12 protein-coding genes and 1 riboswitch are annotated in these 12,194 nt (G+C 67.4%); of the genes, 9 read left to right on the top strand and 3 right to left on the bottom strand.

Going from position 1 to position 12,194, the window contains the following annotated elements:
- Positions 1-155: 155 nt before the first annotated feature.
- A complete protein-coding gene (uvrA, locus tag ACI1V7_RS15130; RefSeq protein WP_404532620.1) occupies positions 156-3,005 on the bottom strand; it encodes an excinuclease ABC subunit UvrA in 2,850 nt (949 codons plus the stop codon).
- A gap of 494 nt (positions 3,006-3,499) precedes the next feature.
- On the opposite strand from uvrA, the gene ssb reads away from it, so the two are divergent.
- Entirely contained in the window at positions 3,500-3,997 is a 498-nt protein-coding gene (gene ssb, locus ACI1V7_RS15125; RefSeq protein WP_314547099.1) for a single-stranded DNA-binding protein, read from the top strand.
- A 100-nt stretch (positions 3,998-4,097) separates the two neighbouring features.
- On the opposite strand, the gene ACI1V7_RS15120 is transcribed toward ssb, so the two are convergent.
- Positions 4,098-4,625, bottom strand: coding sequence for a DUF1993 domain-containing protein (locus ACI1V7_RS15120; protein ID WP_404532618.1), 528 nt, complete (start codon positions 4,623-4,625; stop codon positions 4,098-4,100).
- A 102-nt stretch (positions 4,626-4,727) separates the two neighbouring features.
- Positions 4,728-5,303, bottom strand: a complete 576-nt coding sequence (locus ACI1V7_RS15115) for a Dps family protein (RefSeq protein WP_404532617.1) — start codon at positions 5,301-5,303, stop codon at positions 4,728-4,730.
- A gap of 229 nt (positions 5,304-5,532) precedes the next feature.
- Positions 5,533-5,742, top strand: a riboswitch (cobalamin riboswitch).
- 120 nt (positions 5,743-5,862) lie between these two features.
- On the opposite strand from ACI1V7_RS15115, the gene ACI1V7_RS15110 reads away from it, so the two are divergent.
- Genes ACI1V7_RS15110 through ACI1V7_RS15075 form a run of 8 tightly spaced genes read left to right on the top strand, consistent with a single transcriptional unit; the run spans position 5,863 to position 12,193 of the window.
- Positions 5,863-6,543 (top strand): energy-coupling factor ABC transporter permease, encoded by a 681-nt coding sequence (locus ACI1V7_RS15110; protein ID WP_404532615.1) that lies wholly within the window; start codon positions 5,863-5,865, stop codon positions 6,541-6,543.
- Positions 6,540-6,881 carry an energy-coupling factor ABC transporter substrate-binding protein gene (locus tag ACI1V7_RS15105; protein WP_404532614.1) on the top strand — a complete coding sequence of 114 codons (342 nt, stop codon included), beginning with the start codon at positions 6,540-6,542 and terminating at the stop codon, positions 6,879-6,881. Before ACI1V7_RS15110 ends, ACI1V7_RS15105 begins: the two co-directional genes overlap by 4 nt.
- The gene (cbiQ, locus tag ACI1V7_RS15100) at positions 6,871-7,605 is read left to right on the top strand and encodes a cobalt ECF transporter T component CbiQ (RefSeq protein WP_404532612.1); all 735 of its coding nucleotides are present in this window, start codon (positions 6,871-6,873) and stop codon (positions 7,603-7,605) included. The genes ACI1V7_RS15105 and cbiQ overlap by 11 nt, the downstream gene beginning before the upstream one ends.
- Positions 7,602-8,453, top strand: a complete 852-nt coding sequence (locus ACI1V7_RS15095; RefSeq protein ID WP_404532611.1) for an energy-coupling factor ABC transporter ATP-binding protein — start codon at positions 7,602-7,604, stop codon at positions 8,451-8,453. Before cbiQ ends, ACI1V7_RS15095 begins: the two co-directional genes overlap by 4 nt.
- Positions 8,450-9,241, top strand: coding sequence for a precorrin-4 C(11)-methyltransferase (gene cobM, locus ACI1V7_RS15090; protein WP_404532610.1), 792 nt, complete (start codon positions 8,450-8,452; stop codon positions 9,239-9,241). Before ACI1V7_RS15095 ends, cobM begins: the two co-directional genes overlap by 4 nt.
- The gene (locus ACI1V7_RS15085) at positions 9,238-10,311 is read left to right on the top strand and encodes a sirohydrochlorin chelatase (protein ID WP_404532609.1); all 1,074 of its coding nucleotides are present in this window, start codon (positions 9,238-9,240) and stop codon (positions 10,309-10,311) included. Before cobM ends, ACI1V7_RS15085 begins: the two co-directional genes overlap by 4 nt.
- The gene (locus ACI1V7_RS15080) at positions 10,308-10,991 is read left to right on the top strand and encodes a precorrin-8X methylmutase (protein ID WP_404532608.1); all 684 of its coding nucleotides are present in this window, start codon (positions 10,308-10,310) and stop codon (positions 10,989-10,991) included. Before ACI1V7_RS15085 ends, ACI1V7_RS15080 begins: the two co-directional genes overlap by 4 nt.
- Complete coding sequence (locus ACI1V7_RS15075; protein ID WP_404532607.1) at positions 10,988-12,193, top strand: cobalt-precorrin-5B (C(1))-methyltransferase; 1,206 nt, start codon at positions 10,988-10,990, stop codon at positions 12,191-12,193. Before ACI1V7_RS15080 ends, ACI1V7_RS15075 begins: the two co-directional genes overlap by 4 nt.
- Position 12,194: the final 1 nt, after the last annotated feature.

Raw genomic sequence — 12,194 nt, 5'->3', positions numbered from 1 at the left:
TACCGTCGTCCCTGCGAAGGCAGGGACCCAATTTTGTACGTGCAGTCGAAGCGCAAACAGAAATTGGGTCCCCGCCTGCGCGGGGACGACGGTCTTGCGTAAGCATCAATAGAAAGGGCCGCTGATCAGCGGCCCTTCGTTCATGCTATTTAAAGTTACTGCTTGAGCAGCGGCTTCAAATACTTGCCTGTCACGCTCGCCTTGTTTTCCGCCACTTCCTCCGGCGTGCCGTGCGCCACGATCGTGCCGCCGCCCGCGCCGCCTTCCGGACCCAGGTCGACGATCCAGTCCGCCGTCTTGATGACGTCCAGGTTGTGCTCGATGATGACGAGCGTGTTGCCCTGGTCGCGCAGGCGGTGGATCACCTTCAGCAGCAGGTCGATGTCGGCGAAGTGCAGGCCGGTGGTCGGCTCGTCGAGGATGTACAGCGTGCGACCCGTGTCGCGCTTGGACAGTTCCAGCGACAGCTTGACGCGCTGCGCCTCGCCGCCCGACAGCGTCGTCGCGCTCTGGCCCAGCTTGATGTAGCCCAGGCCCACGTCCAGCAGCGTGTGCAGCTTGCGTGCGATGACCGGCACGGGCTTGAAGAACTCGTGCGCATCCTCGACCGTCATGTCCAGCACTTCGGTGATGTTCTTGCCCTTGTACTGCACTTCCAGCGTTTCGCGGTTGTAGCGCTTGCCGTGGCAGACGTCGCACGGCACGTACACGTCCGGCAGGAAGTGCATCTCGACCTTGACCACGCCGTCGCCCTGGCAGGCTTCGCAGCGGCCGCCCTTGACGTTGAACGAGAAGCGGCCCGCGGAGTAGCCCCGTTCCTTCGCCGTCGGCACCGTCGCGAACAGGTCGCGGATCGGGGTGAACACGCCCGTGTACGTCGCCGGGTTCGAGCGCGGGGTGCGGCCGATCGGCGCCTGGTCGACGGAGATCACCTTGTCGAAGTGCTCCAGGCCGTGGATGGCGTCGTGCGGCGCCGGGTCGGTCTGCGAGCCGTACAGGTGGCGCGACAGGGCCGGATACAGCGTGTCGTTCACCAGCGTCGACTTGCCGGAGCCGGAGACGCCTGTCACGCAGGTGAGCAGGCCCACCGGCAGTTCCAGCGACACGCTCTTGAGGTTGTTCCCGGTGGCGCCCGTGATCACCAGCTGGCGGTCCGGGTCGGCCTGGGTACGCTTCTTCGGCACCTCGATCTTCTTGCGGCCGCTCAGGTACTGCGCCGTCAGCGAATTCTTGTTCTTCAGGATGTCCTTCAGCGAACCCTCGGCAATGACGGCGCCGCCGTGCACGCCCGCGCCCGGACCCATGTCGACGATGTAGTCGGCGGTACGGATCGCGTCCTCGTCGTGCTCGACCACCAGCACGCTGTTGCCGATGTCGCGCAGGTGCTTCAGCGTGGCGATCAGGCGGTCGTTGTCGCGCTGGTGCAGGCCGATCGACGGCTCGTCCAGCACGTACATCACGCCCGTCAGGCCGGAACCGATCTGCGAGGCCAGGCGGATGCGCTGCGCCTCGCCGCCGGACAGGGTGTCGGCGCTGCGGTCCAGCGACAGGTAATCCAGGCCCACGTCGTTCAGGAATTTCAGGCGCGCGACGATTTCCTTGATCACGCGGTCGGCGATGTCCTTCTTCGAGCCCGTCAGTTCCAGGTTGTCGAAATAGGTCAGGCAGTCGCGCAGCGGCGTCTTGGCCACTTCATAGATGGCGCGCTGCTGCTCGCCATTGCCGATCTTGACGTAGCGCGCTTCGGTGCGCAGGCGCGCGCCGCCGCAGGTCGGGCATTCCTTCTCGTTGATGAACTTCGCCAGCTCTTCCTTGACGGCCATCGAGTCGGTCTCGCGGTAGCGACGCTGCAGGTTGTTCACCACGCCTTCGAAGGTGTGCTCGCGGATCACGGTGCGGCCACGCTCGTTCACGTAGGCGAACGGCACGGCGGTCTTGCCCGAGCCGAACAGCACGACGTCCTGGGCCTGCTTGTTCAGCTGCTCGAACGGCTTGTCCAGGTCGAAGCCATAGTGGTCCGCCAGGCTGGTGAGCATCTGGTAGTAGAACTGGTTGCGGCGGTCCCAGCCCTTCACGGCGCCGGATGCCAGCGACAGGTTCGGGAACGCGACGATGCGCTTCGGATCGAAGAACTCGATATGGCCCAGGCCATCGCATTCCTGGCAGGCGCCCATCGGGTTATTGAAGGAGAACAGGCGCGGCTCCAGCTCCTGCAGCGAATAGCCGCAGACGTTGCAGGCGAACTTGTTCGAGAAGATGTGCTCCTTCTCGGTATCCATCTCGTAGGCGACGGCGCGGCCGTCGGCCAGGCGCAGCGCGGTCTCGAAGCTCTCGGCCAGGCGCTGCTTGATCTCGTCGTTGACCTTGACGCGGTCGATCACGACGTCGATCGTGTGCTTTTCCGTCTTCTTCAGCTTCGGCAGCTCGTCGACGTCGTAGATCCTGGCCGCGCCGGTGCCGCTCTGGATGCGGAAGCGCACGAAGCCCTGGGCCTGCATGCCGGCGAACAAATCGCCGTGCTCGCCCTTGCGGTTGGCGACAACGGGCGCCAGGATCATCAGCTTGGTCCCTTCCGGCATGGCCAGCACGGCATCGACCATCTGCGACACGGTCTGCGCGGCCAGCGGCTCGTGCGAGTGGTCCGGGCAGTACGGCGTGCCCACGCGGGCGTACAGCAGGCGCAGGTAGTCGTGGATCTCGGTGACGGTGCCGACGGTCGAGCGCGGGTTGTGCGAGGTCGCCTTCTGTTCGATGGAAATGGCGGGCGACAGGCCTTCGATCATGTCGACGTCCGGCTTCTCCATCAACTGCAGGAACTGGCGCGCATAGGCCGACAGCGACTCGACGTAGCGGCGCTGGCCTTCGGCATACAAGGTGTCGAAGGCCAGCGAGGACTTGCCGGAACCCGACAAGCCGGTGATCACGATCAGCTTGTTGCGGGGCAGGTCGAGACTGATGTTCTTGAGGTTGTGCGTGCGGGCGCCGCGGATACGGATTTCTTCCATTAGTTTTCTTTGCTGGCTTTCGAATCGAATGGTTGCGGGCCGGCGCACGATGTCGACGGTGGGCGGCCGGACGGGGAACTCGCTAGTGTACCTGTTTTTATTTACAGTGGTATGGCGCCGGCGAAGAAAGCACGCAGACCTTAATACCTTGAAATGACGACTTGAAAACAGCTGTCTCGCCAGGGACACGCGCGTGTTCCGTATGTGTGCCGGGGACGACGCAATTCAATGGCAGACTCACCAGAAAGAGAAAAAAAATCGTGGCGGCCTAGCTTGTCGGTAGATGAGGAATGTTGACCTGCGTCTCTTCCAAATTGGGCACTTTGTCCCAATCTACGAGGTCTGATCGGATGCTGTACAACCGGGTGTCCGGTCATCGCTGAATCAGTTGCGTTCCAGTCCAACTGACCAGCATAATAGCGGACCGCTTTCAAACAGTTTCCCCGGTACTTAGACATCACGCAGAGTCGGGGATCATCAAAAGGAGTTTCACAATGGCATCAGTCAACAAGGTCATCATCGTCGGCAACCTCGGCCGCGATCCGGAAATCCGCTACATGCCGAGCGGCGACGCCATCGCCAACATCGCGGTGGCCACGTCCTACCGCTCGAAGGACCGCAACAGCGGCGAGCAGAAGGAACTGACCGAATGGCACCGTATTTCCTTCTTCGGCCGCCTGGCCGAGATCGTCGGCCAGTATCTCAAGAAGGGCTCGTCGGTCTACGTCGAAGGCCGCCTGCAGACCCGCAAGTACACGGATAAAGACGGCATCGAGCGTTACGCGACCGACATCATCGCCGAGAACATGCAGATGCTGGGCGGTCGCCAGGGCATGGGCGGCGGCGACATGGACATGGGTGGCGGCATGGACGGCGGCTACGAAGCCCCGCGCCAGGCACCGCAACGCCAGGCCCCGCCGCCTCCGGCAGCCCGTCCGCAGCCGAAACCGGCTCCGAACTTCTCGGATATGGATGACGACATTCCGTTCTAAGCTTCCCGAGCGACGGTTCTGATCAAGCCCAGTGCATCATCGATGCACTGGGCTTTTTCTTGTCTGCTTGTTTCACTTGCCGCGCGGGCCAGGGACATGGCTATGCCTGCCGGGCAAACGAAAACCCCGGCGGATAACGGTGATACCCATCGAAATCCGCCTTCCCGACGGGCACGCCGGCCTGGCGCGCGATGGCATACACCATCGAATAATGGAAGAAGAAGTTCGGCACCGCATACATCAGGTAATAGTCCCAGCCGGACAGGTCCAGTTCGGCGAAGCCCGCGGTCGTGTGCACGTCCAGCGCATCGATCCGGCCGAAGTCGGCATCCGGAATCTCGGATAGATAGCGCACCGTCGCTGCCAGCTCGGACTGCACGGACGGCAGCGTGAGCTCGCCATCGGCAAAGGAAACGATCTCGCGGCCGGCGAGTGGACAACTGGTGCGCAAGGTAAAGCCGATCGCCGTCCTGGCCTGTTGCAGCAAGGGTGCCATGTCCGGATGCAGGCGCTTGCCGGCGACATCGCCGTCGAAGTCCGCAACACGCTGCAGGAGTGCCTCCAACCTGTCGAGGTAATGAAGAAAGAGCCGTGTGGGCGGGATCATGAGATGGGTTTCCAATGGCATGCTGTCTTGGCAATGCCACTATAGTGGAACTCGCTGTCGTCCAACAGCAAAAAGCCCCGCGTCTTGCGATCGCGGGGCTTTCTTTTTTATCGACCAGCAGGCTTATGCGTCGGCTGCGCCCGCAGCGCCGGCATCGCCGCCCAGGTCCGAGAAGCGGGTCAGGTGCTGGATGATGAACCAGCTCTGCAGCTCGTTGGTACGGACGATCTCGCTGACGATCAGGTCGTTGGTGCCGTCGTCGCCGGCTTCGTCGGCGGCGCGGGCCAGCGGGCGGGCGTCGAGCAGGATGGTTTCATGGGCGTCTGCCAGGCGGTCGAGCTGGGCGCGCGCCGTTTCGCGGCCACGCGGAGCACGGGCGATCGACGACTCGCTGGCGATGTCGCCGGGCAGGGCGAAGGTCACGCCGCCCAGGGTCTGGATGCGCTCGGCGATCGAGTCCATCAGCGTCACTTGTTCTTCGTAATGCTTGTCGAACAGCAGGTGCAGTTCGTAGAAGGTGGCGCCGGAGGTCTGCCAGTGGGCTTTCTTGTAGGCGTCGCGCAGGGCCATCGTGTGGGCCAGCATGCGGTTCAGGGCGCGCACGCTCTGCGAACGGGTCTGGGCGTCCAGGCCGATGCGCACGGGGGCCAGTGCGCCGAATTCTTGGACGACGTTGTCGTCGGAGGATTTGTCAGTCATGTTGGGTCTCGCTTCAGGTTGGTTAAGTGGCAGCGATGCAATGCATGGGTGAATTCCGGTCCATTAGCTTGCCATGAAGTTGACGAATCTACACTGATCCAAAGATCAGCGGCGCCACGTCCGTCGCTATGGCTGATAGCGAGGGAAGCGTGCTTTTCCGGACCACTTCGGGCCGGTGTCGACCAGCCACAAGCGGTCACGGCAATACTGGCATCCCGTTCCTGCTCGGTGGTAATATCACCATTTGGGTGCGCCATGTCCGCTTGGGGATGGCGTTAAACGGGAAACCGGTGACACCGCCTCGCGCGGCCATTCCGGTGCAGCCCCCGCTGCTGTAAGCCTGACGACTCCGTCGATATGCCACTGCGATTGCCATCGCGGGAAGGGATGGGGAAGGATGAAGGCGAGCCAGAATACCGGCCCAAAGAATCGTTAGCACCATTCCCCGGGGTGTCGGGAAGCCGCTGTCGACCTGCTGCTGCCTCCGTGCATCCAGCCCCGTCGGCCGTCCTTTTCCCCGTCATGGTGTCCACATCGACCATTCGACGGGAGGTTTCGAATGCATATCATGGAAGGTTTCCTGCCGCCGGCGCACGCGCTCGGCTGGGCAGCCGTCTCCGTTCCCTTTCTGGCCGTCGGCCTGCGCAGCATGGGGCGCGACCTGCAGGCGCATCCCGAGCGGCGCATGCTGCTGGGCGTGGCCGCCGCGTTTGCCTTCCTGCTGTCCGCCCTGAAGCTGCCGTCGGTGACGGGCAGCTGCTCGCATCCCACCGGCGTCGGCCTCGGCGCGCTGCTGTTCGGTCCCGCCGCGATGGTGCCGGTGGGCGTCGTCGTGCTGCTGTTCCAGGCGCTGCTGCTGGCCCACGGCGGCCTGACCACGCTCGGCGCCAACGTGTTCTCGATGGCCATCGTTGGTCCCTTCGTCTCCTACGGCGTGTTCCGCGCGGCCGCTTCCCTAGGCCTGTCGCGCAGCGCCGCCGTGTTCCTCGCCGCCTGCCTGGGCGACCTGGCGACCTATGTGACCACCTCCGTGCAGCTGGCCTGGGCGTTTCCCGATCCGGTCGGCGGCATCCAGGCATCGTTCCTCAAGTTCGCCGGCATCTTCGCGCTGACCCAGGTGCCGATCGCCATCAGCGAAGGCCTGCTCACCGTGCTGGTGGTGAACGCGATGGCGCGCTTCAACGCGCACGAATTGCGCGCGCTGCCCGTGATGGCGCTGCGCGGGAGGAAGGAAGCATGAAGGTGCGCACCGGATTGACCTGGCTGGCCATCGTGCTGCTGACGGTGCTGCCGCTGTGGTTTGCCGCCGCGCCGCCGGCCGAACCGGGGGCGGAAGTGCCGTCCGTCTTCGGCGGCGCCGACGAGCGCGCCCAGCAAGCCATCGGCACCATCGCGCCGCATTACCGGCCCTGGTTCGCTCCCGTGTTCGAGCCGGCCAGCAGCGAGATCGCCTCGCTGCTGTTCGCGCTGCAGGCGGCCGCGGGCGCCGGCGTGATCGGCTTCTGGCTCGGCATGTCGGTGGCGCGCGAACGTGCGCGCCGTGCCGAGGGCTCGAAACAGGAACCCCGTGCTGATTGAGACGGTCGCTTATGCCAGCCGCTGGCGCACCGTGGCGCCGGCGGCCAAGGCGCTGTTCGCGCTGGCCGGCGTGATGGCCGCCTGGAGCGCGCGCGGTCCCGCCATGCTCGCGCTGCTCGCTGCGGTGCTGGTGCTGGTCGCGCTGCTCGGCGCGCGCGTGCCGCCGCGCGCCTATCTGGCGGTGGCGCTGCCGCCGCTCGGCTTTCTGCTGCTGTCCTGCCTGACGATGCTGGTCGGCCCCGACGCGCACGGCCGCTGGGGCTGGAACGGCGCCATGCTGGCGGCCGTCGCGCACACGGCGCTGCGTTCGCTCGCCGTGCTGGCGGCGCTGCTGGGCCTCGTCCTCACGACGCCGATGCCGGACCTGCTGGCACTGCTGCGCCGCCTGCGCACGCCCGAGCTGCTGCTCGACCTGATGGCGCTGTGCTACCGCATGCTGTTCGTGCTGCGCCAGGCCTGGGACGAGGGCGTGACGGCCCAGGGCGCGCGCCTGGGCTACCGCGGCTGGCGCCACGCCTGGCGCTCGACGGGGCTGCTGGCCGGCCAGATGGCCGTGCAGGTGTGGCAGCGCGCGGCCGCCCTGCAGATGGCGGCGGACGCGCGCGGCTATCAAGGCAGCCTGCGCTTCCTGCCGGCCGAGTATCCGGATGCGCGGCGCCACACGGTTGTCGCGGCGCTGGCCGGCGCCGCGCTGATCGCGCTGGCATGGGGGGATCGTCTGTGAGTTCGCCTGTAACCCCGCTGCTGGCATTGGAATCCGTCGACCACGTCTACCCGGACGGCAGCACGGGCCTGCGCGATTGCAGCCTGGCGCTGGGCCGCGGCCGCCGTCATGCGCTGCTGGGCGCGAACGGCGCCGGCAAGACCACCGTGCTGCAGCACTTGAACGGCCTGCTGCGCCCGAGCGCGGGCCTGCTGCGCTGGGATGGCACGCCGTTCGACTACGGCCGCGCGGGCCTGGCCGAATTGCGCCGCCGCGTGGGCCTCGTGTTCCAGAACCCGGACCGCCAGCTGTTCTCGGCCCGGGTCGAGGAGGACGTCTCGTTCGGCCCGCTGAACCTGGGCCTGGATGCCGCCACCGTGCGCGCGCGCGTGGCTGCCGCGCTGGACGCCGTCGGCCTGCGCGACCATGCCCAGCGCGCCGTGCACCACCTGAGTTTCGGCCAGAAGAAGCGCGTCTGCATCGCGGGCGTGCTGGCGATGGCACCGGACGTGCTGCTGCTGGACGAACCGATGGCCGGCCTGGACGCTCCCATGCAGCTGGAACTGGCCTCCTTGCTGGACCGCCTGGCGGCACAGGGCGTCACCGTGCTGCTGTCCACCCACGACGTCGATTTCGCCTACCGCTGGGCCGACGATATCCACGTCATGGCCGAGGGCCGCTGCATCGCTTCCGGCCCGGCACGGGACATGGCGGCGCGCGCCGACGTGCTGGCCGCGGCCGGGCAGCGCATGCCGCAGGCGCTGGCGCTGCATGCGGCGCTGGTGGCGCGCGGCGTGCTGCCGGCCGGGCCCGCGCCGCGCAGCGTCGACGCGCTGCTCGACCACCTATCAGGAGAACTCCCCGCATGACACAAGCATCGTTCGGCAAGATCTGGTTCGTGGGCGCCGGTCCCGGCGACCCGGAACTCATCACGGTCAAGGGCCAGAAGCTGCTGTCCCGCGCCGGCGCCGTGCTGTTCGCCGGCTCGCTGGTCGACCGCGCAGCCACGCTGTACGCGCCGCCCGGCGCCGCCATCCGCGATTCCAAGGACATGACGCTGGAAGAAATGACCGCGTGGCTGATCGACCAGGCCGGCCGCCACGAGACCGTCGTGCGCCTGCAGACGGGCGACCCGGGCCTGTACGGCGCGCTGATCGAGATGGCGCGCCCGCTCGGCGAGGCCGGCATCGACTGGGCCGTGGTGCCGGGCGTGTCCTCGGCCATGGCCTCGATGGCGGCCGCCGGCGAATCGATGACGCTGCCGGAGGTGACGCAGACGGTGATCCTCACGCGCGTCGAAGGCCGCACGCCGATGCCCGAAGGCGAAGACCTGGCCAGCCTGGCCGCGCACCGCACCACGCTGTGCATCTTCCTGTCGATCACGCTGATGTACAAGGTCGAGGCGGCGCTGCGCGCGGCCGGCTGGCCGGACGATGCGCCGATGCTGGTCGTGCACAAGGCCAGCTGGCCCGGCGAGGAAAAAATCATCCGCGGCACGCTGGCCGACATCAAGGGGCGCTGCCGCGACGCCGGCGTCGCCAGCCAGGCGATGATCGTCGCCAGCCCCACGCTGGGCGCCCTGCACTGGGAAACCTTGGTGCGCTCCAAGCTCTACGACCCCACATTCACCCATCGTTTCAGAAAGGCGAGCGCATGAACATCATGATGCAAGCAATCCCGGCGCAGGCCAAGGACACCATCCTCGTCGTCGGCCACGGTTCGCGCGAGGACTCCGGCAACCAGGAAATCCGCGATTTCGTCGACCAGTGGCGCGTGCGGCAGCCCGACTGGCGCATCGAGCTGTGCTTCATCGAGTTCGCGCCGCCCGAGCTGAATGCCGCGCTGCTGGCCGCAGCCCGTTCCTCGCGCCGCGTGCTGGTGGTGCCGCTGATCCTGAACGCGGCCGGCCACGTCAAGATGGAAATCCCGGAAGCCGTCGAGGGCGCGCGCGCCGCCTGTCCGCAGGCGGAGATCCTGCTGGCGCCGCACCTGACGGCCTGCGACCCGATCCTGGCGATCCTGAAGCGCCGCCTGCGCAAGGCGATGGGCGCGCTGGACATGCCCGACCCGACCACCACCGGCGTCGTGGTGCTGGGCCGCGGCTCGTCCGACCGCGGCGCCAATGGCGAGATGGCGAAGATGGCTCGCTGGCTGCTGGAAGAGGGCGACCACGAGCTGGTCGACCTCGCCTTCACGGGCATCACCTGGCCGCGCCTGGAAAAGGTCGTGCAGCGCCACGTGTTGCTGGGCATGCGCCAGGTCGTCGTGCTGCCCTACTACCTGTACACGGGCACGCTGATGCAGCGCATCCACCGCCAGGTGGAGCACCTGCGCGGCCAGTATCCGCAGGTGCGCTTCGCCTGCAGCGAGCACTTCGGCTTCGAGAAGGAGATCTTCGCGCTGATGGACCAGCGCGTGGAAGACCTGCGGGCCGGCGTGCCGGACAGCCGCCTGCCGTGCGACGGCTGCAGCTACCGAGAGATAGCGCACGAGCTGGGCCACGGCCACTCGCATGCGCATACGCACGATCATGGCCATGCCCACGGTCCGGAGCACGCCCACGGCCACGAGCACCATCACCATGAGCATCAGCACCATGAGCACGAGCACCATGAGCACGAGCACCATCACCATGCGCACGGGCATGAGCACGCCCACGAGCACGAGCACGCCCACGAGCACGCCCATGAGCACAACCACGTGAAAGCCGAGGGCCAGCCCGTATGAGCACCGTGAACACCGTCACCGAGCAGCTCACCCGCGCGGGCCAGGCGATCGAGCACGACAGCTTCGCGATCATCGATGCCGAAGTGGGCCGGCACGCCTACGACGCCGGCCAGTGGCCCATCGTGCGGCGCATGATCCACGCGAACGCGGACTTCGACTTCAACGGCCTGACGGCCTTCCACCCCGATGCCGTCGAGGCGGGCGTGCGCGCCATGCTGGCCGGCGGCGGCACGCCCGTCGTGGCCGACGTCGAGATGATCTGCTCGGGCCTGTCGCAGCCGCGCCTGGCGCACTTCGGCATGAAGACCTACCAGTTCATCAGCGACGCCGACGTGATCGAGACGGCCAAGGCCGAGGACACCACGCGCGCCGTGCAGGCCATGCGCAAGGCGCACCGCCTGGGATTGCTGGACGGCGCCATCGTCGGCATCGGCAATGCACCCACGGCGCTGATCGAGCTGGTGCGCCTGGTGCGCGAGGAGGGCGTGCGGCCCGCGCTGGTGGTCGGCATGCCGGTCGGCTTCGTGTCGGCGGCCGAGTCGAAGGACTTGATGGCCGGGGTGGACGAGGTGCCGTGGATCGTGATCCGCGGCCGCAAGGGCGGCTCGACGCTGGTGGTGGCGGCGCTGCATGCGCTGCTGGCGCTGGCGGAAGCGCGCCAGAAGGCGGCGCAGCCATGAAGGAGAAGGCGGCTGCCGAACGGGGCACCCGCACCGGCTTCACCACCGGCGCCTGCGCCGCCGCGGCCGCGCGCGCGGCGGTGCTGGGGCTGGCCGGCGGGCAGGTGCCGGACGAGATCGAAAGCCTGCTGCCCAACGGCAGCCGGGTGCGCTTCGCCGTGCACGACGGCCGCAGCGACGACGGCCGCGCCCACGCGATGGTCGTGAAATTCGCCGGCGACGATCCGGACTGCACCGACGGCGCCCACCTGACGGTCGATTTGCGCCTGCTGCCGGGCCAGGCCGGCACCGTGAGCTATGTCGCCGGAGACGGCGTCGGCACGGTGACGATGCCGGGCCTGGGCCTGGACGTGGGCGGACCCGCCATCAACCCGGTCCCGCGCCGCAATATCGCCGACAACCTGCGCGAAGCCGCGCCCGACCTGCTGGCCCGGCACGGCATCGAGGTGACCATCAGCGTGCCGGACGGCCAGGTGATGGCGAAGAAGACGACCAATGCGCGCCTGGGCATCCTGGGCGGCATCAGCATCCTCGGCACCACGGGCATCGTCAAGCCGTATTCGACGGCGGCCTGGCGCGCGAGCGTCGTGCAGGGCGTGCAGGTGGCGGCGACTACGGGCCACGACGTCGTCGCGCTGACGACGGGCGGCAGGACCGAGACCTTCGCCATCGCCACGCTGCGCGCCGAGCGCCCGGAACTGCCGTCCGCCTGCTTCGTGCAGATGGGCGACTTCTTGCGCTATGCGCTGGACGAGGCGGCGGCGCAGGGCATCGGCCTCGTCGTGCTGGCCGTCATGGTGGGCAAGCTGACCAAGATCGCCCAGGGCGAGACGATCACGCACGCGAACCGCAGCGAGGTCGATACGGACTTGGTGGCGGAGATCGGCCGCCGCATCGGCGCTTCCGCCGAGGATTGCGCCGCCATGGCCGCCGCCGAGACCGCGCGCTTCGGCGCCGAATTGATGGTCGAGCGCGGCCTGGGGGAGAGCTTCCATCGAGAGCTGGCGCAGGCCGCCATCGACACGCTGACGGCGCCCGATCGCTACGGCCGCGCCTTCCAGCTGCGCGTGCTGGTGACCGACTTCAGCGGCAACCAGGTGGCCGACGTGTGGTCGGCGCCAGCGCTGCCGCGCGAGCGGCCGGCCGGCGCGCGCCGCATCGGCATCGACCACATCGTCGACACAGAACCCACACCGGACTGAC

The sequence above is a fragment of the Massilia paldalensis genome (assembly GCF_044901715.1).
In the GTDB taxonomy this organism is placed as follows: domain Bacteria; phylum Pseudomonadota; class Gammaproteobacteria; order Burkholderiales; family Burkholderiaceae_D; genus Telluria; species Telluria paldalensis.
Note: the sequence above shows the minus strand (reverse complement) of the source record. Positions and strands in the feature narration are given on the sequence as shown.